Below are 26,158 nucleotides of genomic sequence, written 5' to 3' on the forward strand. Positions count from 1 at the left end.
CTGTCAAGAAATGACCCGTGGCTGTCAAGAAATGACCTGCGGCCCGAACTATCTTCCATCGTCGAGGGAGGAAGGGACGATGGCGAGCGGAGCGACGGCCACACCGAAAACGGCCCGGATCAACGATCAGCTCATCACACTTCGCCCGAAGGAGACCGTCCTCCAGGCGGCGCTTCGGAGCGGGATCGATTTCCCGAACAGCTGCCGCGTCGGGGGTTGCGCCACCTGCAAATGCAGGCTCGTCGAAGGCGAGGTGAAGGAGCTGACCGAGACGGGGTACCTGCTCTCGGCGCAGGAACTCGCGCAGGGGTACATCCTTGCCTGCCAGAGCGTGCCGAAGACCCACGTGCGGATCGACGTGGAGCTGGCGAAGCACGCGGCGAGGCGGACCGTGGCAGGGCGCGTGGTCGCACGGCACGCGGTGACCCACGACATCACCCGCCTCGCCGTGCAGCTGGACGAGCCGCTCGATTACCGTGCGGGGCAATTCACGGAGCTGGCGTTCGAGCAGCTGCCGGGCGTCGTGCGCTCCTATTCCTTCGCGACCCCGGCGGACGGCAGCGGCGTCGTCGGTTTCTACATTCGCAAAGTGCCGGGCGGCCAGCTCTCGTCCTTCGTCCACGATCACGATGTGCGCGGGCTGTCCGTGCGGCTCCGTGGCCCCGCCGGGGACTTCTGGCTGCGCGACGGCGACGCACCGCTCGTGCTGATCGCCGGTGGAAGCGGCCTGCCTCCCATCCTCGCCATGTTGCAGCAGGCTGCATCCGTGGGTGACACGCGACCGGTCACCTTGTTGTTCGGGGCGCGCGAAGAGCGCGATTTGTATGCACTCGACCAGATCGAGGCGCTCCAGGCGACGTGGCGGGGCAGCTTCCGCTTCGTGCCCGTGCTCTCGGAGGCTTCCTCCAACGCGAGCTGGACGGGAAAGCGAGGGCGCGTGGTGGACGAGCTCCCTGCCCTGCTCCCGCCCAATGCACACGCCTACCTATGTGGGCCGCCAGCCATGGTCGATGCCGCCGTCACCGTGCTCATGGCCAATGGCATTTCGCAGGAGCACGTCCATTTCGATCGCTTCACCACGCGCGCCGACGCCTCACCCCCGGGCGTGCTCGATGTATTCCACTACCTCAAATACTTCCTCTTCCACGCCGTCGGGCTGTTCGCGGTGGCCGTGCTGCTCGCCGGCGGTTGGCTCGTGAGCGCGGGTCTCGCCGCCGTGCTCGCGTTTTACCTCGTGGGCGATGCCGTGAGCGGCGACGACACATCGACGCCGACGTTTCGCCATCCGAGCATTTTGACCGCGCAGCTCTGGCTGGCACTCCCGCTGCTCGCGCTCATCGTGTTCTCTTCGGTGTGGAGCGTGTGTTCGGGCGATCCTCTGGGCTTCGGGCGCTGGGTCTCCGCCTGGACGGGCTACGACGTTCTCGCGGCGCGTGCGGCGACGAGCCTGGGGCATCATGTTGCCGGGGCCGTCGCAACGGGGCTCATGATCGGCATGGTCGGCACCATCCCGGCGCACGAGCTCACGCACCGCACGTGGGATTCCCTGTCGATGCTCGTGGGGCGCGGGTTGCTCGCCTTCAGTTTCGACACGAGCTTCGCCATCGAGCACGTGTACGGCCACCACCGCTACGTCTCGACCCTCGAGGATCCGGCGACGGCGCCGCGCGGTCGGAACGTGTACTTCCATGTGTTGGCCTCGACCCTCCAAGGCAACCGAAGCGCCTGGAACATCGAGACCGAGCGCCTCTCGAAAAAGGGGTTGGCGCACGTTTCGTGGCACAACGCCTTTTTACGCGGCCATGCGATGAGCGTCGTGCTCGTCGCCATCGCGTGGAGCATGGGTGGCGCCGTGGCCGCGGCCTACTTCGTCGCATGCGCCTTGTGGGGTAAGGCGCTGCTCGAGATCGTGAACTACATGGAGCACTACGGCCTCGTGCGGGATCCCAGCACGCCCGTGCAGCCACGCCATTCGTGGAACACCAACCGCCGAATCAGTTCGTGGACGATGTTCAACCTGACGCGCCATTCGCATCACCATGCGCAAGGCGAGGTCCCGTACCATGACCTTCGCCCTTACCCGAATGCGCCGATGATGATCGGCGGATACCTCACCACGCTCGTGGTCGCCATGATCCCGCCGCTCTGGCATCGACTGATGACCCCGCGCGTTCTCGCATGGGACCGAGACCACGCGACGGCCGAGGAGCGCGCGCTCGCCCAGCAGGCGAACGCGCGCTGGCGGTGAACGCGACGTCACCTCGCGCGAGCGCTGGCCACGTCACGCCGGAGTTGCTCGATCCGCTCGACGGTCTCCTCGATGGCCCCGATGGGGACCTGCTGGGTCATCCATGCGATGGCTGCGGAGATGCTGAGAAATCGCTCGATGGGGAGTTTGTTCGAAACGATGAGCGACACGCCCGACTTGATTCGCTCCGAGAAATCGCTCGCGGCCCCTTCGCCGTCGTGAACGAGGGCCACGCATCGGATGCCCTCGCCGTGCAAGGCCAGCGAGGCCACCGCCCGGCGGGTCGAGCTCTCCGAGGACTCGACCCCCGACCCGACGATGCAGAGAAGCACGATGCCGTCCGGTTCACGCTGCATCGCCTCTTCGATTCCCATGTAAGGATCGACGACGATATCCGACGAGCCGCGCTCCCAAATGGAGATATACACCCGTCCCAATTGGCCGGTGGCAAAGCCTTCGACGGCGTGAAAGACGCGCCCGCCCGGCAGCGACAAATCGATGGATCGCGCGTCCAAGATGCGGGTGCGCTGGAGCTGTTGGCTCGCATCGTCGATGAAGCGCTCGGCCTTCTCCACGGAGCCAAGGGCCATATGGCGCGCCAACCACTGCAGTGCGGCGGGTATCGACGAAAACGTGGCCGCCGGCATGCGATTCGAAAGAATGACGGCCATGCCCGAAAACGTGCTTCGGTTCATTTCGGATTGAAAACCATCGCCGAGGATGACGACGGCGGCGCACTGGACCTGGTCCCCATATGCCTCGAGATCCGCCGATGCCCGCCGCAGCGACTCCTCGTCCGGTTTGACATTCGCGCCCAAGACGCAGAGCCATCCGATGCGAACCGTCCGATCGCGCAGGACGTCCGCGAGAAACGGCTGCTCCACCGTGAAACTCCCGCCGAGCCATCCACCGAGCCAAATGGAGATGCACAGAGCACCGAACTGCGCGACCGCAACCCCATCACCGCAGTAAACGATGCGCCCTTCCGGCTCACCCAAGTTGGATTCCGCATCGTCGCTGCGACGCAATCGAGGTAGCTGGGTTTCCTCGTCGTGGGGATCGTCCTCCGCCCCGGCCAGATCCGCCACGACGTAGGCGCGCACCCGTGCGCGCGTGTCCGCGATGCTCTCGCCCGAAACGGTTTCCATCGCCGCGACGAGCGCGTCACGCATGTCACGCGCCGAAGCCCATCTGCGCGCGGGCTCGAACGCGAGCGCCCGATCCACCACGCTTTGCACCTCGGACGGTACGTCCCGCGCCACCGAGGCGAGCGGCCGTGCATGCCGCGTGGCCGCCGCCACCAGCGAGGCGCCCGCCGTGTCGGCCACGTGGACCGTTTCCCCGGACAAGAAGTAAAAGAGCGTGGCGCCCACCGCCCAGCAATCGCTGTGCGGACCGAGGTTCGACTTGTCGCCCATGGCTTGCTCGGGCGGCATGAAGGCGGGCGTTCCAACGATGCGTCCCGCCAAGGTGAACGTCGCGTTGGCATCTCCGCGCCGCGCGATGCCGAAGTCCATGACGCGCACATCACCCGCGCGCGTGAGAAAGAGGTTCTCCGGCTTGATATCGCGGTGCACGATGCCTTTGGCGTGCGCGCTGGCGAGCACGTCCAACGTGTCGGCCACGAACAGACACGCTTCGGCCAGCGGCAGGTTGCCCGCGCGCTTGCATCGGGCGCGCAAGGTCTCCCCTTCGAGCAGGGGCATGATCAAAAAAGGACTCCCGTGCTCGTCGACGTCGTCGTCGAGCACCGGAACCGTGCCGGGATGTCCGACACGGTTCGCCACGTAGGCCTCGCGACGAAAGAGCTGGTACATGTCCGCGTCGCCGATGAGGTGCGGGAGGAGAAACTTGATGGCCACCTCGTGCCCGTTGCGATGCGTGGCCGCATACACGGCGGAAGAACCTCCGATCCCGAGCAGCCGGCGAATGCGGTACTTGCCCTGGATCACCTGATGGAGGCGCGCGAGAGCCCGCTCTGGACGATATGGATGCGCGAACGACACGGGATTCGCTCCTCTGCGAGGAGCAAGGGTACAGCGGGCCGCGGCGTATGCGCGCCTGCATAATGGCTATTCCGAAATCGCTGAACGGTCGGCTGTTCGCGAAGGCGCGTCTGCGCGGGACACTGGTCGAGATGGCTTCATGTAGCGAACCCTGCCCCCCATCGCTCGTGTCCGTTGTCCAATCCGCGATTAAGTAAACAATTCCGACTGCATTGCATGCATGGACGCAGCCGCAGAACGATTGGCGCCTGAAGCACATCCCGGTAGACTCCAAACCCAGGGGTGAGGTCGACGGTGGAAACCAGCTTGGCGTCGGAGCAAAGGAAGTCGGGCCGCGCCGGCTACGCATTTGGTGCCTTTCGGTTCGATCCCACGCCGCGCACCTTGCTCTTGGCGGACGAGCCGGTTCGCCTCGGAGCCCGCGCATTCGACATCCTCGGCGTGTTGCTCGAGCATGCCGGCACCGTCGTGACCGCCGACGAACTCATGGCGCGCGTCTGGCCGGACGTCGTCGTCGATGAGACGAATCTGCGCGTTCAAATCGGCATCCTTCGCAAGGCGCTGGCCCGAGGCGAGGGCCCCCGGGCCATCGAGACGGTCTCGCGAGGTTACCGCTTTACGATGCCGGTCTCGCGATGGGACCGATCGCGCGCGGAGCCTGCCCTCAACGAGGGTGCCGCCCACAACCTGCCCGCACTGATCGCCACCACCGTCGGGCGCAGTGAAACGATCACGCTGCTCGCGGACTCGTTGGCCGAGCAGCGCCTGGTCACCATCACCGGACCGGGCGGCATCGGCAAAACGACGGTGGCCATCGCGGTGGCGCAACGGTGTCTGCCGCGTTTTTCGCATGGAATCTGCTTCGTCGACTTCTCGGCGCTTTCCGACGCGAAGTTCATGGCCAGCACCATCGCCTCGGCGCTCGGTATCGGCGTGCTCGCGAGCGATCCCCTCGCCGGCCTGCGTTCCCATTTGCGTGGAAAGCAAGTGCTCCTCGTGTTGGACACGTGCGAGCACGTCGTGGAATCCGTCTCGCGGCTCGCGGAGGCCTTGCTCTCGCACCTTCCGGAGCTCCGCATCCTCGCCACCAGCCGCGAAGTCCTGCGCGCAACCGGAGAATGGGCGCACCGGCTTCGGCCCCTGGCTCCACCGCCCACGACCACGCACGCGGACGGGTTGACCGCGGCCGACGCGCTCGCGTACCCCGCGGTGGACCTCTTCGTTCAGCGGGCGCGGGCAGGCGCCGGCCGGTTCGAGCTGCAGGATGCCGACGCGCCCATCGTCGCGGCGATCTGCCGCCGGCTCGATGGGATGCCGCTCGCCATCGAGTTTGCGGCGGCCAGGGTCGGTGAGCTCGGCCTGCGCGAGATCGCCGCCCGCCTGGACGACCGCTTCGACGTGCTGGTCCAGGGCCGGCGAACGGCCCTTCCGCGTCACAAGACGCTCGCGGCCACCCTGGACTGGAGCTACCACCTGCTGCCGCTCGAGGAGCGCGCCATGCTGCAGAAGCTCTCCGTCTTTCGCGGCGCCTTCACCGCCGACGGGGCCGTCGCCGTGGCAGGAATGGCCGTTGGGCAAGACCAAGAAGCGGCGCGCTCGCGTGCGCTGACGTACCTCTCCAATCTCTTTGCCAAATCGTTGGTCACCGCCGACATCGGCGCCGAAGTGCCGCTTTATCGATTGCTCGATACGACCCGCGCGTTTGCCACCGAAAAGCTGGCGGCCGTGGGCGATGGTCAATGGGAGGGGGCTGCGACCCGCCATGCGGAGTACGTCCTCTCCGCGCTTCACGCCGCGGAGCTCGAATGGGAGGGCTCGGACCCCAAGGTTTGGGCCGATCGGCATCGACACCTGATCGATGACCTTCGCGGCGCGCTCCAATGGGCGACCTCCGAGACCGGCGATCTGGCGATCAGCGCGAAGCTGATGGCCGATTCTTCGCTGCTTTGGATTTCCCTCTCGCTGCTCGACGAATATGGGCAACGCCTGGAGAGCACGTTCGAGAGGCTCACCAACGCCACCGTTTTCATCGATCCCGCCATTTCGGTTCGCCTATGGGACGTGCTCGGGCACACGACATTTCATACGAGCGGCCGCATGGAAACCGTGGCCATTGCCTTTCGCGCGTCGCTCGAGGCCGCGCAGCGCGCAGGGCTCGTCGATGAACAACTGCGCGCACTCTGGGGATTGCACGTTTGCCTCACGCACAACGGTGACTATTGGGAGTCTCTCGCGACACTGGAGAGATTCGCCACCCTGGCCTCGAAGCTCGAAGATCCGGGGGTCTCGCTCACCTATCGCAGAATGGCCGCTCTCGTGTTTCACTACTCGGGTGACCAGGCAGCGGCACGCAGCCACGTGGAGCGTTTGCTCGCGCATGCGAGCAGTCCGACGTGCAAGGTTCGCCATCGCGGGGTCCAACACGATGTGCGAGCCGGGGCGCGGAAGATGCTCGCCCTCGTTCTCTGGCTTCAAGGCTTTCCCGACCACGCGCGCGAGCGTGTTCTCGAGTCGGTCGAGCTATCGCGGTCGCTCGGTCAAGCCATCCCATTGTGCTTTTCCCTCGCCATTGGCGCCATTCCCATTGCGTTCTGGACGGGCGACCGCGCTACGGCCGAGGAGTACACGGCGTCGCTTCTCACCTGCTCTCTCGAGCACTCGATGGTCATGTGGCAGACCTACGCGGAAAGCTATCAGGCCATCTTGCAGGGAAAGGTGAATCCGCTCCCCGAGCCCAACGTGGGGGCGCACCTTCTGGAAATCATGGCGACGATGGATGCGTCGTTCGCAAGCGAAACCGTGCTCGCGCGCGCGGACGAGGGCCGCGCAGGATGGTCCACCCCCGAGCTGCTCCGCATCCGTGCCTCGCGGATTCTCGCGCGGGGCGATGCCGCGCGGGATTCCGAGGCCGAAGCCGTCCTGAAAACCTCGCTCGAGATCGCGCGGCGGCAGCGCGCCCTGGCCTGGGAGCTCCGATCGGCGACGACCCTCGCCGAACTATGGATTCGCCGGGACCGCCGCGCCGAGGCGTTTGCGCTGCTCTCGGCGGTGCACGGTCGTTTCACCGAAGGCTTCGACACGCCCGATTTGGTTCGCGCCGCCGCCGTCCTTCGAGACGCCTCGTAAAGGCGCCGAGCCGGCATCGCCCGCACGCGATGCCGGCTGCGATTCCCATTCAGCTGCCCGACGGCAATTCCTCGCTCCGAATGGGCTCCAGGCGCGGAGACAACAGGTGGATGCTGACAATGGCCAGCGTGTACGCCATGGGCGGCAGGAGAAGCAGGACATAATAGCCACTGGGCCCCATGGCCTGAAGCACGGTGCCAGCCAATTGCGCAATGAAGATGCCGCCGATCGCTCCGCCCATGCCACCGAATCCGACCACCGATCCGACAGCCTTGGTCGGGAACAAGTCGGAGGTAAGCGTAAATAGATTGGCCGAAAATCCTTGGTGACCGGCGGTGGCCAAGCCGATGAGCAAGACGGCGGTCCACGTCGACCCCACATTGGCGGCAAAGACGATGGGCGGCACCAGGCACGCGCAGAGGATCATGGCGACCTTCCGCGATCGGTTGATGGTCCATCCGCGACGAATGAAGGTCGACGAGAGCCAGCCTCCGAAGATGCTACCGACGTCGGAGATGAGGTAGATGGTGACCAGCGGAAGGCCGATCTTGTTCAAGGTGAGGCCGTACTTCTGATTCAGCAAACTGGGCACCCAGAACAGGTAGAGCCACCAGATCGGGTCGATGAGAAATTTGCCAATGGCAAAGGCCCAAGTTTGTCGCCACGGCAGCAGGCGCACCCACGGAATCTTCGGGTAGTTCGGCACAGGATCGCTCTTGATCCACGCCATTTCCGTTTCGCTGATCTTCGGGTGCTCCTCGGGCGGATGGTATTTGGCCAGCCACAATCCGGCCCATAGCAGCGCCAAGATACCCGTCACCACGAACGACGCCCCGATGCCGAACGCAGGCACGATCATCGGGAGCATCAATGGGGTGACGATGGCGCCCACGTTGGTGCCCGAATTGAAAAGGCCCATGGCAAAGGCCCTCTCTCGTTTGGGGAACCAATGCGCAATCACCTTCACCGCGGCGGGAAACATGCCCGCCTCGCCGATTCCAAGGCCGAACCGGGCCATCTTGAAGCCGACCACCGACGTGGCGAGGACGTGCCCCGTGGCGGCGAGTCCCCATATCGTGGCGGCGATGGCGAAGCCGATCTTCGTGCCGACCTTGTCCATGAGCCAGCCCATGGACAGCATGCCCATGGCGTACGCCACCTGGAACCAAAAGACGATGTTGCCATAGTCCTTTTCGCTCCAGCCATAGAGCTTCGTCAGGTCGGGCTTGAGCACCCCGATGACCTGCCGGTCCACGTAATTGATCGTGGCGGCGAGGAAGAGGATGAAACAGATCGTCCAGCGGTAACGCCCAACGGTGAGAGCAAAGGCTCCGAGCTGTTGGCCGATTCCGGCGGGAGACACTTGTGCGCCCGTTTTTTCGCGAGCACCGATATTCCGAATCGCGTCGGCGTCTTGCATCGAACTACTCTCCGGTCAACGAGCGTGAGATCGTCATACAGTTGGCCATTTGACAGCCTGCCCCATCTGTTATGGCTAACGAAGTATCGGTACATTGGCAAGCGTTATTGACACCGGTTACCTTAGCCTTATTTTGACGCATCACGTCGATCGTGGACCCCTCGAAGAAACCCGCGTGATTGGGACCATCATTGGGCAGGATTGGCGTCCATTGGTCGCCATGACGACGAGCCTACGTTCGAACGATCTTCGTGGCCGCCTCCGCCCGGTCGGACCGGGCAGCCGTCGGAGCGTAGGTCGCGAGGGTTTGCACGTTCTCCTTGGGCACGGCGCTGACCATGCGGGCAAGGACGCGGTAGGCCTCGACGAAGAAGTCGAATCGGGTGGTCATGTGAAGAGCAACACTCCATTCTGGTATCCGCCGCTGGGCGTCTTTGGCTCGTTGGCGATGGCCAAGGGGCTGGCCGCCGCTCTCGACGGCGTCATTCTTGATCCTCAAGGGCCCCGGCTGCTCCCGATTCGAGACATCGAGGAGCCACTGCCCGCGGGCGGACGCGCGGCCATCGCCAAGCATATCGTTTGCCCGATGTCGGACTCGGATGATGGCGCCATGTGGGTGACCACGTGCGGGATGAAACGTTTTGGACTACCGAACCTCGAGATGCGCTCCGTCCCGCCGAACTTGGACTCCATCGACGTCGTCATGAACGCCGTTGCGCACCGCGTGTTGTTCGGAGCTTTCAAGCAGCAGCACGAATCGGGACATACGTTAGCGGAGATCGTCATTCCCTCCGAGATATCGATTACACAACACGATATGGTCGACGCGTTCGGCGGGGGCCGCGCGGCGGGCGGCAAGACCAGAGTCGGACTCTCCTTCGATGGGAAAGGGCGTGGAGCGATGGAGCCCTTGATCACGATCCGCCCGCCCGCGTCGTTCACGGGTGAGCTCGGGGAGTGGTACTACCAGATGCTGGACGAGTTCTTGGAGATACCTCCCGCTCCAGCACCGGTCGTTCCATCGTCCGGAGACGATGCATTGAAACGAGCTCACGAGCGCGCCGTCCGCGAGTGGCCCGATGTGAGGGAGCGATTCCTCCGCGAGCTCCCACCGACGCGGAAGCTCCTCGTCAAGCGTGGTTTCCCCAAGCAAGGCGGTGGCTCCGAGTTCATGTGGGTGGCCGTCGTTGCCGTGCAAAACGGGCAGATCACGGGCATGCTGGCAAATGACAGCGCGTACCAGAACGACCTACGAGCCGGAAAGCGTGTCACCTTCGACGAAGGAGAGCTCTTCGACTGGATGTTGGTCGACGGCGACCGCCGCGAAGGCGGCTATTCGAACGAGGCACTTCTCCGCCACTGACGCAACCATGGCGTCGTGACGGTTCTCTTCCTCTTCTCGACAAAGCGCAAAATGCCACGTTGACCAATGGCGTATCGCCCGACGACAATCTGTCAGGCGCAGTGGGTCGCGGTGCAGCCGTTTCTCGATGAATCGCAAATATTGGCGCCATTCGCACACGGCACGTGCCGTGCTTGGAGGATCGGCTATGACCTCAGTTCATCGGGGTGTGAACATCACCCGCTTCCTCTCGGCACTCATCCTGCTCGCATGCTGTGGACTTGCGTCCTGCAGCGCTGGCACGAATTCACCGCAGACACCTGCGAAAGCCGCGGCTTTGACGGGCAGCGGGTCGGTAGCACGAGAGGACCAGAAGAAACAAGTCTTCGTCGAGATCGCGGTCTTCCGCGTGAACCGTGATTTCCCCGGTTTGCAACCCGGCCCGGACGATGGAAGCACGCTGGCCACTCGGCTCGAGGACCCGCGCATCACCCTCGTCTCCACCCCGCACATCATGGCGGTCGATGGACATCGGGCCAGCCTCTCGATGGGCACGGATCGCATTCCTGGAACGAAGCTCGTCGTCACCGCGACCATCACCCCCCGCAACGACATCGACGTCGACTTGGACTTGCTCCTCACCGAACCGACCGGGCCCGCGAGTACGCGACGGCTCGAGCGCAAAATGACGGTGACCGTGGGCGATCATCGACCGTTCGTCGGCGCCTTGCAGGCCGTTCCCGCCGACCCCGGCGAACGATGGGCCTTTACGCTCGACGCACGGATCATTCGCAACCAAGCGGACTTGCGCCAAATCTGGGATGAAAAACAGAAGGAACGCGATGAAAGCCTCCGCCGCGCCAAAGACGGATGAGCGTCGAGTTCGAGTCGGCCGACTTTCTCTCTGATTGGTACCAAGTTTTGACGCCGTTGCCTCTCGGCGGGGGCACCGCAAGCCCCTGGGTCACCGACGGTCAACGGTGCGAGTCCTCCAACCCAGTCGCCATGATGCAGACGAGGGCAGCTGCGAACTACCGGTTACGCCGGAAATTCAACGCTTGCTCGTCGAGGTGGACGACTATTCACCGCGCCCTTCCCAAGGGCCGGCCCGCACCAATCCATTCGCCTCACGCCTGCTCGATGCCGTTGCATCGAGAAATCTCGATATCGAGCGCGTGGTGCCGCTGCACGGCCGCGTCGCATCGTTCGCCGAGTTCGTGGCGACCGCGCGCTCCGAAAAAGCAGAGTGACCACATTTGATCGGCAGCCCGAATCATCACCGCAGAATGCCTGTCTTTCGAGCTCGTTTCCTGTCGATCCGGCCGTCGGCATGAACCGCGACCAGCCCAGCCGAAAGCCGTTCGCTGCCGAGGACACGTTCACCTTTGGGCCAAATCTGAACGAGCAGCTTGCTGGCTTTGTCGAAAACGACCGAATCCCCTGGGCCAAGAACAAGGTCCGGTAACGGCAATGCGCCTCTGATCGTGCAACACCAGGTCGTTCTTCGGTCGAAGACTTTCGACCAAGTCGAAAATTCAGTTCCCGCGACGAGGGTCAAACCACCCAACTGCGTGGCGGCCCCCAGGGTAAAGGAGCTGACGCGTCCGTCCGCATCCAGGCCTATCGTCTCGTTCCCATCGATTGGAAAGCCGTCGAGGACGATGGCGCCGAGTGCGCCGTGCACGGAGTTGATTTTTCCCAAAGGTGTGAATGTGATTCGAGTATTCGACGATACAGAGATCCCGATAGGAAGGCGAAGCGACCTCTTTGCCACCGCCGCAACGAGCAGATCTTGCCGTCGCGGGTCAAGGTATTCCTCACCATTGAACAGCAGGAGCGTTCCGGAAGGCAGCAGGAGCTTTCCAATCGCGAGATCGCTGACGACTTTCGCCTCGAGAAGTCGCCCCTGCCAATTGCGCTTTGCGCCACGCACATCGAGCTTGGTCGCATTCTCCGCGAGCAGCGGGCAACGCACCTCGAAGGGGGCTGGTGGCAACAGGTTCCGTACCTGCTGGATCGCGTCGTTGGCGCACTCGTAGAGTGATGCGATCGCCGGCTGACTGAATGACTGTCCGAAGCAGGACGATTCCTCCTCGTCCGCCCCGATCCGAACCGGACGGACACAAACACCCTCCGGCTTGGTTGCCTCGAGGCTCCAATAGATGTCGATTTTTGCATCCAGCAGGTATCGACGGCGCTCGATCGGCAGAATCCACGCCAGGAAGACGGACCACTCGATCCCGTCGCTGGATATTCGAAGCCTGTAGCGGGTGGCGGCGGACGCCGCAACGGCCGCCAGGACGACCCCGAGCACGTAGTGGTAGTGGACCATCGTTGCGGGAACGTAGAAGTAAATGAGAGCGCCGATGCCCGCGGAGATCGCCGCGTTGGCCACGGCAGATATGTGATCGATCCCTGAGAACTCTCGGAGGTCGCCGTTGCTCAGTTTCGAGCGGTTCACAGGCATTTCGCACCGTTGAGCAGGCAAAAAATGCCATCCGCCGAGCAGGCGACATTTATTGGTCGCATGACCAAACAATAGAAAGGGACTGTTGCTGCGTCAAGGCTCGGGGCGCCGAATGTCGTCCTCGGGTTGACGGTCCTGCATCGCGGGTTTACGCGGACAAAAGCGCCGCCTACCTGGCGGGCCGCGGCGTGACAACAGCATCCCTCGTGCAGGCCGGCTATATTCCTCGAACGTGGGAAGACCTCCGAACACCCGTGAACGGCGCGCGCAAATCGTCGACGCTTTACTGACTGTGATGGGGCGCGAAGGTTATGCCAGCGCCACCATCGCGAAGATCGCTCGGGAGGCGAGGCTCGCGCCGGGGTTGGTGCACTACCATTTCGAGAACAAGGAGGCGATTCTGGTGGAGGCGTTCCAAACGCTCGCGGCGCAGCTGGAGGCCCGTGCGACGGCTCGAATCGAGGCAGCTGGCAATGCTCCGCGCGAGCAGCTGATGGCGCTCATCGATGCGTACGTCGCCGTGGGCCACGATGCGGATCCAAAGGCCATGGCCTCCTGGGTCGTGTTCGGCGCCGAAGCCATTCGCCAGCCAGACGTACGTAAGCTTTATGAGCGCGCACTCTCGATGATGTTCGAGCGAACAAGCGATCGGGTGCGCACGTGCTTGAAAGAGAGCGGGCGCACCACGAAGAACGCAGGCGCCATCGCGGCGGTGCTGCTCTCGGCCATCGAGGGCGCATACCGCATTGCCGTGGCCGCGCCCGGCCTGATGCCCGCCGGTTACGCCGCACCAACGATGCGTCGGATGGTCGACGGCTTGCTCTCTTCCGAGCCGTTTCATTGATCAGCTCGCCCAATCGCTCACGATTACGCGGCGCACGACTTTCGTCGCGCGCCATTCTCCCTCGGCCTCGCCTTCGCCCTTCAGGGTGATCTGCTGGAGCGTTTGCACGCGCTCACGTGCGAGCGGCTACAACGTCGCTCGAATCGAGATTTATGGCATAGATGGTATGACGAGCGATTCCGCTCTATGACTTTCGTCGCATACCAGAACCTTCGAGCGACTCGCGATATCGCAAAGTGGCCCTGATTCAGATGTCCGACCCACAAACGGCCACTCGAAGATATCGCAACAATCCCCCGTGGGCCGATTGGACCGATATCCGCATCTACACATGGGCATGAACCCTACGCGTCCGAGATGCATCCCCCTCAACTATGCCATCTTGCAGTCTGGGGACTCGAGTTCCGCTTGGCGCTCTACCAGCCGAAGTGAAGGAGCGCTAACCGCCCGCCCACGCCGGCGCCCCTTTCTGTGCAGCCCCGATTCAGCCCGCCCGTCCCCCGACGCGCGGGATTCTTCGCGTTTGCGGTCCTGATCGAATGCCGCGGCGCGCCGGCTCGAGAGCGGCCCAACGCGCCGCGTGATCAGCGGGAGAGCGCCGCGGCCAGAATCGCGCCCACGAAAAGAGCCGCCACGGCGGCCACGACAATCCGCAGCCTCCAACTCGGCGGGGGCGTGTAACGGGCGCCAGGCGTATCGGGGTCGACGCCGAAGTGCAGGCACAGACGGCGAATCGACCGGGGCGAGCCGTCGGAGAGCAGGTCCAGGATGCTGGACGCATCTTTCATCGCGCGCGCATGCTCGTAGCGCGCCATCTCGTCGTCCGTGAGCTCATCGCGCAAGTTCGACGGCCACCTTGCGTCGTCCGCGGTGCCCTCTCCATCGTCGAAGAAGTACGAGGCCTCCCAAACCTGCGGCGTTCCCGTTTGGGTGCCCCAGCCTGCCCGGTCTTCGGCCTCCCAGTGCTCCAACTTGCGTACGAGCTCACCCTTCTCCCAATGCTCGATCTGCGCGACGCTGGCCCCCGTCTGGACGAAAAATGCGATGACCGTCCCCTGAAGATCGCGTGAAAGCGCCTCGGCAAAAATCGGAGGACCGAGGCCGCGTGTGATCCTCAAGTCACCCTCGATGAGCAGCCGCGGTGTCACGTCTCCCGTCACGGTGACGCCGTATTTCGCGGTGATGGACGCAAAATCGCGTTGCCCGCACGTCTCGACGATGGCACCCGCCCATGTGGCCATGGTCGGTTCATACCACGTCTCTCCGCGCTCTCCGCTCTTTCCGGTCAGTTCGCCAGCGTGTCGTAACAGCTATGGCTGGACGTGCGCCCGCGCACGCCCGTGCCGTTGCTGTCCAGTTTGCAGCGATTCGCCATCGCACGCGTGGCACCATGCCTCACGCGGAGGTTTCGGCGGCGAGTTATGATTTCGCCTGCACCAGGGGAAGCTCCACATGCGGCATTCTCACGTTTTGAAGGAGGCACACCATGGCTGATTCAAGGCTCGTTGACGATCTCCAGAAGACTACCGGAAAGACACCGGAGGAATGCGAGAAAGCTCTCACCGCCGCCAACGGTGACTACAACGCGGCGCTGGTGGTGCTCCGGGAGCCCGAGTCCGTAGCGACGACCCGCGGGGTGGACCTCAACGAAGCCGTGCACACCCTCGGGCTCGGTCACCTGCTCGGCGTTAAACATTAAATAGCGTTGCTGCCTATGCACGAGGGGGTCGCGCATGACGGTCCGGCAATCCCAGATTTCGAAGGAGGCATATCATGGCTGATGCAAAACTCGTCGACGATCTCCGAAAGGCGACCGGAAAGACAAAGGAGGAATGCAAGGCGGCTCTTGCCGCGGCGAATGGCGATTACAACGCAGCAGCGGCGAAGCTCGGCGCGACGGGCACCGTGCAGACCATATCCACTGAGGGGCCTAGTGCCCGCAGTGCGTCCGTTACCTTCCCAGCTCTGAAGTAGGAGTGCCTTTCGGCGGGGGTGCAGGTCTGCGCGTGCTGCTGACTTGCATCATTCGCCGAGGCTTGTGGACGGCTGTCCGTTGCCAACCGGCGCCTTTTGTCGAAGGTTCGCGATAACCGCGCCGTGATCATCACGAGGCTCGCCGACGCGCTCGGCCTCAACCGGCCAGAGACACAACGGACTATGAAGTTCGCCTGACGGACAGATTTCATTTCTGGCTCGACAAATTCGACAAAGACGCAGGCCACCCGCTCGCGGTCCACGACGAGACGGTATGGCGAGTATTTGTCGACGAATGACATTTGTTCTCCGGTGCCGAGCGGCTTGGCGTTCGTGCGCGCCATGGCGGTCGAGCCATTGCCGAGGGGGAACAATCGCCATTGCCCGACTTCTGTGTTCGTGTCTCCCGCACAATGAAATTTGGATGGGAGGGACCGCCGTCGGCCCCATGGCTATCTCGTGACGCGCCATGCGAGCAGCCCCACGTCGTCCAATTGCGTTGCGTGTCGCAATTGGACATCGGGCCCGTTTATTCCTGCTCTTGCACCGACCAGCAGGACGTCCGGGAACAACGGTCCCGCCCGTTGGCGCGAGTCGCACCGCCGCACACACCGAAACGGAACGACATTCGCGATATCTTTGCGAGCCAGAGGGAAGAAAGTCTGCGCGAGTTCCGAACGACGATCGTCTTCATATTGGGGCGGTGGAAGCACCATCTCTGCAGACGAATGTTGCGCAACTTCATTTTGGCGTCTTCGGATATCTAGATTCTTCTTGCTTGTTAGAGCGGGCGATACATGATTGGGCTGTACTGATAGCTATGGAATTCTGATTCGTTCGATTCACTTAATACTTAGAGAGGACTGAAATGCGTAACTTTGGCTCCAAAGGGCCAGCGGGCACATCCATGCGCCAAATGACGCGGCGTGGCCTCCTGCAGCTCGGGGCATTCTCCACCGTGGCAGCGTCCCTCCCGTTCTCGAAATTGGCCATCGCGCAAGCTGCCGCGCCCCGGCACTTCTTCCTCCACATCCTCATGTCGGGTGGCGTCGACGGAAGCTATTTGTTCGACGCGCGCTCGCTGCGCATGACCGACAAGGGGCGTCACGCCAACTATCTCCACAAGAACAGCGTGCGGAGCATCCCTGTCGGGGTCGATGCTGCGCGCATCGAGATGGAGGGCTCGAATGGCACGAAGGCCCTCCGCACATCGCTGGTCAATCCGCTCATGGCGCATTGGCCCGACTTCTCGGTCGTGAATGGCGTTCTGATGAGCAAAGACGCCGACGGGCACGGGCAAAACGCACGGTACGCGACGACCAATCAGTCGAATGAAGGCTTCGATTCGTTCCTGCCGATGGTGGGAGAGCAATCGGGATTTCCGATCGAATCGGTCCTCTTCGGGTTCTTCCCGGACGGAGCGACGCCCGGAGCCAACTTCAGCAAGAGCATCCAATTTCGGGGGACGGAAGCGAACGGCATCGGTCGCGCCCTCGCCAACGGACCGAAGATCGAGGAGAACTCGGCACTCATTCGCCATATCCAGGAGCGCCAGCTGGCCAATGCCCAAGGGTCGGGCATGTTCTCCCAAGGGTCGAAGAAGCTTCATGCGGCGCTGCGAAGCGCCCCCTCGCTGTCGACCGCACTTCAGCGCGCAACCGGAACGGCCGACCCATCGACGGTCGACGTGCTCGCGAGCCTCGCGATCGTGTTCGACTACTTCCGCTCCGGCGTCACATCGGCCGCGACGCTCGTCTACAATCGGGACCCCATCCTCGACGTTCACGGGGCCGACAGCGCCACGGGGCCGCAAATGGAGTTGATCGGCGGCAGCCTCGGTTCGGGAAGCAGCACGACCGCGCCGGGTGTGACGCAGAATCTCGCCACGGTGTTCGAGCTTCTCAAAACGACGCGGGTCAACCCCAACGATCCGCAAAGCCCGTCGTTCTTCGATGTCACCACGGTGTGCATCCACACCGAGTTCGCCCGAACCATGGTCTCGGCCGCCTTCTTCGGCGGCGACGTGGGAAATACCGGTACCGATCACAACCCGCTGTCGAATACGGTCATTCTCGCGGGCAATGGAATCCGCGGTGGCCTCATCCTGGGCGAAAGCGACTGCACCGACGTCGACGACGCCGGAAATATTCTGAACGTCTCCGGCGCCCACTTCGCCCGCGAGGGGACGACGAACAACATGGCACTCCGCAAAGTCATGGGCAAACCGTTCGACTTTGCAACCATGAAGGCCCGCAGCGACCTGCCGGCAACGTTCCAAGCCACGGATTATCTGAACTTCTCTTCGGTAGCCAATACGGTGATGGATATCTTCGCAATCGACCGACAGCTGCAGTTCCGAGTGGGCGGCAACCAAGCGCCCATCCTCACGTCGCTTCGAAAGCCGATTCAAACCATTCCCGGTTGATCCAGAGGGACGAAAATCATGACTGGTCTATTCGCTTCCCGCGCGCGGCGCGGGTCTTTGGGGTTGTGTTTGTGTCTCGGCATCGCGGCTTCGGCGCAGGCCTGTAGCAGCCAGCCGGACGCGGAGTCACAGGTGACCACGTCGTCCGCGGAGCAAGGGCTCGCCGAGGGCCAGCTCACCAAGCGGGCGTGGATCAAGAAGGCCGCGGAGGTCCTTCGCAATGGCGAGGGCATCGGGCCCGACGAGGACATGAACGAGCTCATGGCCCTGAGCGAGGACGCCATCCTCGACCGGTTCATGGCCGATCCACGCTTCGGCGACACGATGCTCGCGTTCAATCTTTATTACCTGAGTCGCCCGGCGGAGCAGCTGAAGGAGCCTTCTCCGGCAGACCCGGCGCGCAGCGTGTATTCGTCCTCGGTCTACGCCATGCCCCAGGCCATCAGCGGGGCGCGCGCCATGGTTACCGGTGGCGACTATTTCAATATCTACTCGGCGGCGCAGCCATTTTTCATCTCGCCCATGCGGCCTGCCGTTCCTCCGTTCGGGGAGGACCCCTCCATCGATCCGCGCGAGGCGAACTTCAAGCGCGTGCGGGACGCCGTCGCGCAAATGCGCGCGAGCGCGGCCTCGGGCGCGAAGGACCAGGCCTGTAGTTCGATTGGGTTCGAGGCCCGGTACGCGTTCGGGGTCAGCCCGTATCTCGACGGTGCGGGGTTCGATCGCCTCGTCTCGCAAGCCGTTCGGGAGACGTGGTTCGCTCCCCTGGCAGATGGCGATTGCCAAGACCCGACGGTTACCGCCGCGCAGCTCGTAACCAAGCTGGACGCGCTCAAAGATGGGCTCGAGGCGGTCATGGCACAGGCCGCGTCGCTACCTACCACGGTGACGAACGTGAGCGACATCGCAACCCTCTCGGTGAACGTGACCGGCATCGCACCGCTCACGCCCCAGACGCCTTTCACCCAGTCCGGCTTCTGGGAAGTCGCCAAGAACTCGTCGACGAACGTCAACCGCCGACGCGCGTCCTACATCTGGAAGACGTACTTCTGCGACGACCTCACGCCACTCGCCGTGCCATCGTCGGATGGCGGCCATTCCGAAGGGAAACACGGCTCGGCACCCGAGTGCGCAGCCTGCCACTACAAGCTCGACCCGACGGCGGGCCTCTTCCGCTACAACGGCAAGCTCGGGCGAAATTACGAAGGGAAGCCGACCTACTTCTTCGACGACGACACGTCGCTCGCCGGTGCGTCCTACGAGGGATATCTCGATAATTGGCGCAAAGACGGGAATTGGATCGTCGGCGTCAACAAAGCGCCGAACACGCTCCACGACAGCTGGAGGCCCACCGAGAACAAGCTCTCGGACATGTGGGGCTTCATGAAGCGGGCGCCCGAGGTTCGTTCGTGCCTCGTGCGGCGCATGGCCGAGTACTTCCTCGGTGCGAATCAGGTCTACGACGGCTCGTGGCTCGCCGAGGTGAAGGCCGATTTGAAGCCGGGCACGGGCTCGAGCGCGAAGGTGAAGGCGATCATCCGCAAGCTCATTACGAGCCGCACCTTCTCCACGTCCGACCCCGAGCGCGGCAAATGCTACGACTGCGTAGGCGGGCAATGCACCGAGGGACCGGAGAAGCTTCCCTGCGAAGTCAATCACATCGTCCAAACCCGTTGCGTCAATTGCCATTCCGAGATCAATCAGGCGGCGCACCTGCGGGTGAAGCTGACCGGATTGGTGCAGCTCGCGGACGGCACCTACGGCTTCGACCACGAAGATCCCAACGGGAACAAGCTCACGAAGAACAAGAGCTTCCGCAGGATCATGCAATACATCACCACCGGCGATCCCGACGAACCGGGTATGCGGACGATGCCTCCCGGCGGCATGGACGCTGGCGAGAAAACCATTCTCTACAAGTGGCTCGAGCGAAACAGCATCGAGTGAACGAGGAGTCACGATCATGTTTCGTCTTGGACTGAAATTCGTATGGTTGTCGGTTCTCGCCTGCAGTGGCATGGCGGCAGCAGGGTGTCAGCGGGGGGCTGGCGCGGATGAAAGCGTCGGTACCTCCGAGGCGGCCGCCGGTATCCCGGTAGGCGACATTCGCGGGACGGCGCTGGTGAACAAGTCGCTGCAGACGCGCCTCTTCGATCCGCAAGCGCCCACGACACAGAGCTTCACCATCGAGAAGCTCGCGGGGGACGACGTCGGAAAGCTCCGCGCGTTCCTCGGGCAATGGGTGACGGCGGGAACGCAGAGCAAGTTCCAGGGTGGCGAGCCCAATCCGTTCGGGCTCGTGCTCTGGCACCAAGTCATCGCCAGCTTTGCCAAAGGCATGGGCGGCGTCTGCGATACGCCAGGAACCGTCGATGTCACGTTCCCCGGTGTCTCGGGTGCTCCGGCTTCGGCGGCCAAACTCCATCGCAACGTGGCGCCGAAAATCGCAGCAGCGTGCACGTTCGAAGGGGACGCTGCGGCGAAGAAAGAAGCGGCGCGCGCGCTCTTCCACGCGGTGGTCGACGACGAGCTTCCCGAGGAAGACACGGCGTTCGCGGACTTCTTCGCCGGTCCGGATTACGCCCAGGCAGCCGGAAAAACGCGCGTGGAGGCGATGTTTACCGCCATGCTCCTCAATCCCCATTTTCTCCTAACGAGGTAGTTGAATTCAATGCGTACTTTGCTTCGTCATCCTTTGACTCGAGTTCTTATGTCCACCAGTGCGGTTGCCTTGTTCGCGGCCTGCGCCGCGTCGGGCGACGAGCCCGGTCCGTCACGGACCAGCGCACAGACCCTGAACGCCGAGGACGGCGGGCCGGCCCCCGTCCCGAACGATACCTACGAGCAGGAGCTCCGCGACTACGTCGACGATCTCGCCGGGGTGCCCCGCGACGGCGGGAGTCCGCGCCCGTCCTGGAAGAAGGCGAACATCAACGCCGGAATCACCATGTTTTCCTGCCAAGGAACGCAGGACGGCTCGGGATGTTTCTCGGATCCGCGCTACGAGGCGATCAGCGACGCGCGCAACAACCTCCCGGCGGCCCAAGCCCTCAAGGTGGTCCGACAGCTCCCGAACAAGACATCGTATTGGGTGCGCAGCTCGAGCGACGGTCGCTATGTCGGCGCCAGCCGCCGCATCATGGATTTGTTCGCCGTCGAGAAGGGCTTCATCAATCCCGACATCCCCGTCGGCGCGCCGTACGATCCGTACTTCTTCCCTGGCAATGATGGTTTCAGCTATGCCGGCGCCGGCCCGACCGGCGGCATCGTGGCGTGCAAGCAGAGCATCCTCGTTGGAATGTCCGAAGACGAATTCGGCGAGGTGACCTTCGCCGAAGCGGGCTGCAACAAAGTATCGACGAACGTCTATCAGAGCATCGGCCAAGCGCTGGAAGGCGGCTCGGAGTACGTCGTGGCCAATAGCCCCACCGATCACACCAATGATCCGGGGTCGGGCAACATCGGAGCTCCGTTCGGTGCGAGCGCAAACTCGACCTTCGTGCCGATGGTGCTCGGCAGCACCGGCAGCTACGACCCGAAGCCGGGCGTGACTGTGGCCCACCCGAACGAGGGCGATCTCATGCTCTCCCCCACCGGTGGGCTCTACGCGAGCCGGTTGACGGACGGGACGAAGCAAATTGGCTATCGGGTCGGCGTCATCGAAACCGTGCGCCCCACGCCCGAGGCACCGAATTACGGATTCCACACGCGGGCGGTGGCGACGGTCGACTTGCTCGGCGGCAAGGCAGCGATCTCGTTCGACGAGCGCTTCATCGCCGTGCACTCCTATGCAGCCCAAGGCGACACGCATCTTTCCATCAACGCCAATGCATCGGACATCGTGATCGTCGATTTGAAGACGGGCTCGCATTACCAGATCACCAAGATGCCCGCGAACGTTCGGGCGCTCTATCCCCACTTCCGCAACGACGGATGGCTCTACTTCCTCGTGCGCGACGCGAACACCGGCGCGGAATCGATCCTCGCGAGCGACCTCGCCGCTCGCATCGTGCGCGGCGAGTGACGGTATGATCCGATCCCTCCGGCATCTCGTCTCGTTTGGGTCGTTCTCCGTTCTTGGCACGGTACTCGCGGCCTCCGCCGCCGCGGCGTGCGGGGCCACGAGCACCGATCACGAGGTCGGCCAGCAGATCCAAGAGGTGACGCCGGAGGATCGGATGTTGATTGGAATCGCCGAGCGGTATCCGGGCGATCCCGAAGCGTCCACCCGAACGAGCGAATTTACGGCGTCCATGAAGGCGCGGCGCGAGTTCGCTTGGCGGGTGGTGGAGAAGGTGCTGAGCCCCGTGCCCATCGCCGCCCCCAAGCTCGATCCGGACGATCCGGACGTCTCGGCCGTCCTTCCGCGCTTTCAAACGTGGTACGGCAAGAACGACGTGGTGGCCGCGTTCGATCAACTCTGGGTCGGAATGAAGGTGGAAGATCCGGCCCAGGTTCGCGACTTTCGACAGTGTGAAGTGGATTCGGTGTTTCGTTGGAACGCCGAAGAACGGCCGAAGAATCTGAGCACGTGGAACCGCGACGTGTACAAGGCACGTCGCGCGGAGCTCAGCGACGCGGAAGGGGTCAGCTCGCTGGGGCGAAACACGCGGGTGCTCATGAGCCCTGCCTTCGTGAGCCATGTGCTGCGCAATTATCGAACCCTGGCCGGCTGCGTGGGCAAGACCATGCCGCTGACGCAACCGCCCCTTTCTACCGAAAATCACACCCGCTGCATGACATCCGAATTTCCGGTGGATGCCGCGGTGATCAAAGCCGGATGGGAGCCCGACGGGCCGACCTTCCCGGCCTACGACACATCGGCCACCGATATCCAATCGATGTTGGCCGCCGGAACGTGGCCCGCGCCGCGCGCGATCGCGCCGCCGGGGCCCGATGCGATTTACACGATGCGGGCGCTGACCGCGTCGTCGGGGCAACCGCGCCCCGAGAGGAAGCGCCTCACTGCGCTTCATATCCTCACCAAAGAACTCCGTGATTGGGTGTGGATATCCCTGTTCTGGTCCGAGCAACCGAATCTCGACTTCGGTGCCGATCGACCGGAGTCGATCCGCGCACTCGGCGGGCCGTGGTCGCACTACAAGATGGTGGTCACCACCGCCTACGACGAGGACGATCCGGATCCGGGCAGCAGCTACGCGGAATCCGCTCCGACCCTCGCGAGCGCGCTCCGCAGCGCCCGGCCGGCCCCTCCCCCCGAGGCGACCACCGTTCGGACCTGGGCCAGCAATCCGTACATCGAACGCGAAGCGCGCAACGGTGCCACGAACTGCATCGGATGCCACGCGCACGGAGGGACCAAATTGTCGGTCCAGGGACTCCTCGACGACGAAGCGCAATACCCCGACAACACACGCCGCAAGGTCCGCGCAGCCTTCCCTGCCGACTACACGTGGGTAACCTCCCAAGGCGGGATGGACCTGGGCGCCATCTTCAAAGAGACGCTCAACGGCGCACGAACGCCGAGCCGTCTCCCCGGCACGCAGCCGGCCTCCTGCGCGCCCGTGGGCGAGCAGTAGTCCGGGGCCGGCACGCTCGCAGCGGTCATTGCGCCGAACCCCAGCTCGAAGCGCAAGTATTGCTCAATCCAAAATAGGCCCGCGCTACGTCGAAATGGCGATATGCGATTTCGCAAGGACACCCCGTTGTCTTTTTTGCGAAACATGCGATTCCTCCTGGCATGAGCAGCACGTTGAAGGCGCCACCGAGCCCCGTTCGGCGCTTTGCCCTCGTCATGCAGGTCGGAGGGGCCGTCTTTTTCGTATTCGGCATCTTTCCCATCTTGAGGCGCGGCAACACGGATTCTTGGCCCATGTGCGTGATGGCCGCGCTCGGCATCGCGTTGGGGTCGTGGCTCTTACGCATCGGCGAGGCAGGGCAATTCCTGGGCGCGGCGTACGATCGGATCACACGCGGCCGTTTGGACGAGGCCGAGGCCATCCTCGACACGGCATCGACCCGCAATGGACAAGTTTTGCGTGCCATTGCGAACTACCGCGCCAAAATTGCCCTTTACCGCGACGATGCGAAGGGCGCGATCCAACATGCCTCGCGCGCCATTGGAGGGCCATACGCCTGGCTCGGTCGCACCGAGGAGACGTCCATGGAGCTCAATGCCCGCAGCATTCGCGCCGTGGCCGCGGCGATGTGCAGCGAGCACGCGATGGTGCGGGAAGACGCCCAAGCGGTGCGAATGGGCCCCCTCGCCAGTACCGAAATGCTCTCGCGGGTAACGCTCGCCGAGGTCATTCTGCTATTTCGCGACGGCGCGTACGACGAAGCGGCGGTCCTCATCGATGAAAAGCGCAAACTGCTCCTCGATTTTGCCACGCCCCGCGAGCGCGCCATCGTGCGCGCGATGCAGCGCGCCATCGCCCAACGCGAAGAGTCCCCCGCGGCCAATCCGCTCTCGTCCGCGAACCCGGGAAAATTCGAGGCCATTCCGGGCGAAGCACGGGCCGCGGCGGAGCGCACCGTGGCGAAGTCCTTCGCGCAGCGATGGTTGCGCCCTCTCGCCTTTTTGGTCGGCATCATGGGCGTCTACGTCGGCGGCCAATCCGCCAAACCGTTTCGTTCCTTCGACCTGCAGCTCGCCTTGCTGCTGCTGGTGATCGCGATCATCGTCCTTGGCCGAATGTACCGTGACCGGCAGTCTCGCCAGCTCACGCATGCCACGCGGGCCTGGGTCGACGGAGATCTCGCATCGTCCGAAGCGTCGCTTCGCACGATGGTGAAGAGCCCCCTCGCGCTCTTCGCAGCCCAGGCGCGATTGCACCTCGCGCAACAGGCCGCCCGATGCGGCCAGTTCGAGCAAGCGATCGACGAATGCGATCATGGCTTGAGCCGCAGCACGGACAGCGCCACGGGTCGGCAAATCCTGGTGCCGTCGCTCTTGGGGGAACGCGCGACGGCGCTGGCCGCACTCGGACGCCACGACGAAGCGACGGCGACGCTGCAAAGCATCGAGAAGGTCAACGCGGCGTTTCATCTCATGGGGTCCTTCCAGCTTGGCGTTCGCCTGCTGCAAGCGGTGCGGCGTGGACATCTGCCGCTGGCGCGGGAGCTCGCCATGCAGCGCACCCACGATCTCCCGCTGCCCATCACCGTCGAGACGCTGGCCGACGCCCTCGTCACGACCGACGATGCGAATCCGCAGAGCGAGGAGGCCGCGCGCATCCTGCACGACCTCGCCATCGACCGGGACCTTCGCCGATGGCTCGATCGGGTGTGGCCCGACGCCGAATCCAAGCTACGCGCCGCGAGCCTAATGAAACGGGAGGGTTCTCCGTAGACAACGGGGATGAAGAAATTCGCGCTTGGGATGATGCTGATGGCGGCCGCATGTGGAAACGCCGCCGGCGAAAACGATGTCGAATCGATGGGGGAGCAACGTGGGGCGCTCGTCGGTGCACCGCTCGATCCGCATCATCCCTTTGCAGTCGGGCTGTGCGTTGGACCGCTCCAAGCCGATGGATCGTGCCCGACGGGTGGCGCCAATACGACGCGATGCAGTGCAACCTTGATCGCGCCGAACCTCGTGTTGACGGCCCGGCACTGCGTCGAGCGCATGGTGGCCGTGGATCCGAACGACAGTTGCGGATCGGCCTTCAATGGCGTGCTGATCAACGCATCGATGCACGTCACCACGGATTCGACGGTCCTTCGCCCCGGAGCGGAATGGTACACCGTTCAATCGTCCGAAGGTCCGTCCGGTAACAACAGCTGCATCGACGACCTCGCGTTTCTCACACTCGATCGAAACGTCACCGGCGTCAGGCCGGCCGGCGTCGACCTCTTCACCAATGTCGCCGAACGGCCGCCTTCTTCGGTTGCCATCGTCGGACGCGGGGCCATCCATGCCCGCTGGGATACGGAGACGGGCACGCGTATCGAGTACGACAATGGGAATCTCGAGCGACGGAAGCTCGAGGCCATTCCTTTCGTCTGCGCACCGACGCAGCTCGGCGACTGTTCGATCGTCGACTACTTCCAATTCTCGTCGCACACGTTCGACGTCCGACCTGGGCTCATGTCCTACGGCCGCGCATCCATCTCGGGCGATTCCGGCTCCGGCGTCTTTTCGCAAGCAGCCTTCGCAAAGGGACGCTATTTCGTCATCGCAACGAACACGCTCGGCGCCATCGACGCCGAGGGCCTGCCCCGCGGGAGCCACGGCGTTCGTCTCCAACCGCACGCCGACTACATTCGAACCGTCGCCCGCGCCGCCGCCGCAAAGGGGCAGTATCCCGCACCGCTCTGGGCGCGATAGCTTACCATGGCACCTG

20 protein-coding genes are annotated in these 26,158 nt (G+C 63.7%); 14 read left to right on the forward strand and 6 right to left on the reverse strand.

All coding sequences use genetic code 11. The annotated features are described in order from the left end of the window. The first annotated feature begins 79 nt into the window (after nucleotides 1-79). Nucleotides 80-2,248 carry a fatty acid desaturase gene (locus LVJ94_34155; protein WXB01948.1) on the forward strand — a complete coding sequence of 723 codons (2,169 nt, stop codon included), beginning with the start codon at nucleotides 80-82 and terminating at the stop codon, nucleotides 2,246-2,248. An 8-nt stretch (nucleotides 2,249-2,256) separates the two neighbouring features. Here the strand turns inward: LVJ94_34155 and LVJ94_34160 are convergent, their stop codons facing one another. Further along, on the reverse strand, nucleotides 2,257-4,254 hold the full coding sequence (locus LVJ94_34160) for a serine/threonine protein kinase (protein WXB01949.1): 1,998 nt from the start codon (nucleotides 4,252-4,254) through the stop codon (nucleotides 2,257-2,259). Between the two features lie 294 nt (nucleotides 4,255-4,548). On the opposite strand from LVJ94_34160, the gene LVJ94_34165 reads away from it, so the two are divergent. Continuing rightward, on the forward strand, nucleotides 4,549-7,380 hold the full coding sequence (locus LVJ94_34165) for a helix-turn-helix transcriptional regulator (GenBank protein WXB01950.1): 2,832 nt from the start codon (nucleotides 4,549-4,551) through the stop codon (nucleotides 7,378-7,380). Nucleotides 7,381-7,429: 49 nt separating this feature from the next. On the opposite strand, the gene LVJ94_34170 is transcribed toward LVJ94_34165, so the two are convergent. Next, nucleotides 7,430-8,800, reverse strand: a complete 1,371-nt coding sequence (locus LVJ94_34170; protein WXB01951.1) for an MFS transporter — start codon at nucleotides 8,798-8,800, stop codon at nucleotides 7,430-7,432. Between the two features lie 232 nt (nucleotides 8,801-9,032). Beyond that, complete coding sequence (locus tag LVJ94_34175; GenBank protein ID WXB01952.1) at nucleotides 9,033-9,191, reverse strand: hypothetical protein; 159 nt, start codon at nucleotides 9,189-9,191, stop codon at nucleotides 9,033-9,035. On the opposite strand from LVJ94_34175, the gene LVJ94_34180 reads away from it, so the two are divergent. The 3 genes from LVJ94_34180 (at nucleotide 9,192) to LVJ94_34190 (ending at nucleotide 11,392) form a co-directional block, all read left to right on the forward strand. Continuing rightward, nucleotides 9,192-10,163, forward strand: coding sequence for a DUF2314 domain-containing protein (locus LVJ94_34180; GenBank protein WXB01953.1), 972 nt, complete (start codon nucleotides 9,192-9,194; stop codon nucleotides 10,161-10,163). A gap of 187 nt (nucleotides 10,164-10,350) precedes the next feature. Continuing rightward, entirely contained in the window at nucleotides 10,351-11,016 is a 666-nt protein-coding gene (locus LVJ94_34185) for a hypothetical protein (protein WXB01954.1), read from the forward strand. A gap of 106 nt (nucleotides 11,017-11,122) precedes the next feature. Beyond that, nucleotides 11,123-11,392 carry a hypothetical protein gene (locus LVJ94_34190; protein WXB01955.1) on the forward strand — a complete coding sequence of 90 codons (270 nt, stop codon included), beginning with the start codon at nucleotides 11,123-11,125 and terminating at the stop codon, nucleotides 11,390-11,392. A 26-nt stretch (nucleotides 11,393-11,418) separates the two neighbouring features. Here the strand turns inward: LVJ94_34190 and LVJ94_34195 are convergent, their stop codons facing one another. Next, nucleotides 11,419-12,537, reverse strand: coding sequence for a hypothetical protein (locus tag LVJ94_34195; GenBank protein ID WXB01956.1), 1,119 nt, complete (start codon nucleotides 12,535-12,537; stop codon nucleotides 11,419-11,421). A 304-nt stretch (nucleotides 12,538-12,841) separates the two neighbouring features. Here LVJ94_34195 and LVJ94_34200 point away from each other — a divergent pair, with 304 nt between their 5' ends. Then, nucleotides 12,842-13,453 carry a TetR/AcrR family transcriptional regulator gene (locus tag LVJ94_34200; protein ID WXB01957.1) on the forward strand — a complete coding sequence of 204 codons (612 nt, stop codon included), beginning with the start codon at nucleotides 12,842-12,844 and terminating at the stop codon, nucleotides 13,451-13,453. 584 nt (nucleotides 13,454-14,037) lie between these two features. Here the strand turns inward: LVJ94_34200 and LVJ94_34205 are convergent. Then, nucleotides 14,038-14,694, reverse strand: coding sequence for a hypothetical protein (locus LVJ94_34205; protein WXB01958.1), 657 nt, complete (start codon nucleotides 14,692-14,694; stop codon nucleotides 14,038-14,040). 245 nt (nucleotides 14,695-14,939) lie between these two features. Here LVJ94_34205 and LVJ94_34210 point away from each other — a divergent pair, with 245 nt between their 5' ends. Further along, a complete protein-coding gene (locus tag LVJ94_34210) occupies nucleotides 14,940-15,152 on the forward strand; it encodes a hypothetical protein (GenBank protein WXB01959.1) in 213 nt (70 codons plus the stop codon). Nucleotides 15,153-15,318: 166 nt separating this feature from the next. Here LVJ94_34210 and LVJ94_34215 read toward each other — a convergent pair whose 3' ends face one another. Next, nucleotides 15,319-15,771, reverse strand: coding sequence for a hypothetical protein (locus tag LVJ94_34215; protein WXB01960.1), 453 nt, complete (start codon nucleotides 15,769-15,771; stop codon nucleotides 15,319-15,321). Nucleotides 15,772-16,334: 563 nt separating this feature from the next. Between LVJ94_34215 and LVJ94_34220 the strand changes: the two genes are divergently transcribed. The 7 genes from LVJ94_34220 (at nucleotide 16,335) to LVJ94_34250 (ending at nucleotide 26,142) form a co-directional block, all read left to right on the forward strand. Next, the gene (locus LVJ94_34220) at nucleotides 16,335-17,852 is read left to right on the forward strand and encodes a DUF1501 domain-containing protein (protein ID WXB01961.1); all 1,518 of its coding nucleotides are present in this window, start codon (nucleotides 16,335-16,337) and stop codon (nucleotides 17,850-17,852) included. A gap of 18 nt (nucleotides 17,853-17,870) precedes the next feature. Further along, on the forward strand, nucleotides 17,871-19,799 hold the full coding sequence (locus LVJ94_34225) for a hypothetical protein (GenBank protein ID WXB01962.1): 1,929 nt from the start codon (nucleotides 17,871-17,873) through the stop codon (nucleotides 19,797-19,799). A 16-nt stretch (nucleotides 19,800-19,815) separates the two neighbouring features. Next, a complete protein-coding gene (locus LVJ94_34230; GenBank protein WXB01963.1) occupies nucleotides 19,816-20,514 on the forward strand; it encodes a hypothetical protein in 699 nt (232 codons plus the stop codon). 48 nt (nucleotides 20,515-20,562) lie between these two features. After that, entirely contained in the window at nucleotides 20,563-21,876 is a 1,314-nt protein-coding gene (locus LVJ94_34235) for a hypothetical protein (protein ID WXB01964.1), read from the forward strand. 4 nt (nucleotides 21,877-21,880) lie between these two features. Next, on the forward strand, nucleotides 21,881-23,392 hold the full coding sequence (locus LVJ94_34240; protein WXB01965.1) for a hypothetical protein: 1,512 nt from the start codon (nucleotides 21,881-21,883) through the stop codon (nucleotides 23,390-23,392). 161 nt (nucleotides 23,393-23,553) lie between these two features. Next, nucleotides 23,554-25,164, forward strand: a complete 1,611-nt coding sequence (locus LVJ94_34245; protein ID WXB01966.1) for a hypothetical protein — start codon at nucleotides 23,554-23,556, stop codon at nucleotides 25,162-25,164. Nucleotides 25,165-25,173: 9 nt separating this feature from the next. After that, nucleotides 25,174-26,142 carry a trypsin-like serine protease gene (locus LVJ94_34250; protein ID WXB01967.1) on the forward strand — a complete coding sequence of 323 codons (969 nt, stop codon included), beginning with the start codon at nucleotides 25,174-25,176 and terminating at the stop codon, nucleotides 26,140-26,142. Nucleotides 26,143-26,158 lie beyond the last annotated feature (16 nt).

The sequence above is a fragment of the Sorangiineae bacterium MSr11367 genome, assembly GCA_037157805.1.
Lineage (GTDB): Bacteria > Myxococcota_A > Polyangia > Polyangiales > Polyangiaceae > Pendulispora > Pendulispora rubella.

What these genes read in the sequence shown, in the direction of transcription:
- LVJ94_34210 (WXB01959.1), top strand. Translation starts at nt 14,940, where the DNA reads ATGGCTGATTCAAGGCTCGTTGACGATCTCCAGAAGACTACCGGAAAG.
- LVJ94_34235 (WXB01964.1), top strand. Translation starts at nt 20,563, where the DNA reads ATGTCCACCAGTGCGGTTGCCTTGTTCGCGGCCTGCGCCGCGTCGGGC.
- LVJ94_34205 (WXB01958.1), bottom strand. Translation starts at nt 14,694, where the DNA reads ATGGCCACATGGGCGGGTGCCATCGTCGAGACGTGCGGGCAACGCGAT.
- LVJ94_34220 (WXB01961.1), top strand. Translation starts at nt 16,335, where the DNA reads ATGCGCCAAATGACGCGGCGTGGCCTCCTGCAGCTCGGGGCATTCTCC.
- LVJ94_34240 (WXB01965.1), top strand. Translation starts at nt 21,881, where the DNA reads ATGATCCGATCCCTCCGGCATCTCGTCTCGTTTGGGTCGTTCTCCGTT.
- LVJ94_34185 (WXB01954.1), top strand. Translation starts at nt 10,351, where the DNA reads ATGACCTCAGTTCATCGGGGTGTGAACATCACCCGCTTCCTCTCGGCA.
- LVJ94_34215 (WXB01960.1), bottom strand. Translation starts at nt 15,771, where the DNA reads ATGGCGCGCACGAACGCCAAGCCGCTCGGCACCGGAGAACAAATGTCA.
- LVJ94_34230 (WXB01963.1), top strand. Translation starts at nt 19,816, where the DNA reads ATGTTTCGTCTTGGACTGAAATTCGTATGGTTGTCGGTTCTCGCCTGC.
- LVJ94_34225 (WXB01962.1), top strand. Translation starts at nt 17,871, where the DNA reads ATGACTGGTCTATTCGCTTCCCGCGCGCGGCGCGGGTCTTTGGGGTTG.
- LVJ94_34175 (WXB01952.1), bottom strand. Translation starts at nt 9,191, where the DNA reads ATGACCACCCGATTCGACTTCTTCGTCGAGGCCTACCGCGTCCTTGCC.
- LVJ94_34250 (WXB01967.1), top strand. Translation starts at nt 25,174, where the DNA reads ATGAAGAAATTCGCGCTTGGGATGATGCTGATGGCGGCCGCATGTGGA.
- LVJ94_34170 (WXB01951.1), bottom strand. Translation starts at nt 8,800, where the DNA reads ATGCAAGACGCCGACGCGATTCGGAATATCGGTGCTCGCGAAAAAACG.
- LVJ94_34155 (WXB01948.1), top strand. Translation starts at nt 80, where the DNA reads ATGGCGAGCGGAGCGACGGCCACACCGAAAACGGCCCGGATCAACGAT.
- LVJ94_34245 (WXB01966.1), top strand. Translation starts at nt 23,554, where the DNA reads ATGAGCAGCACGTTGAAGGCGCCACCGAGCCCCGTTCGGCGCTTTGCC.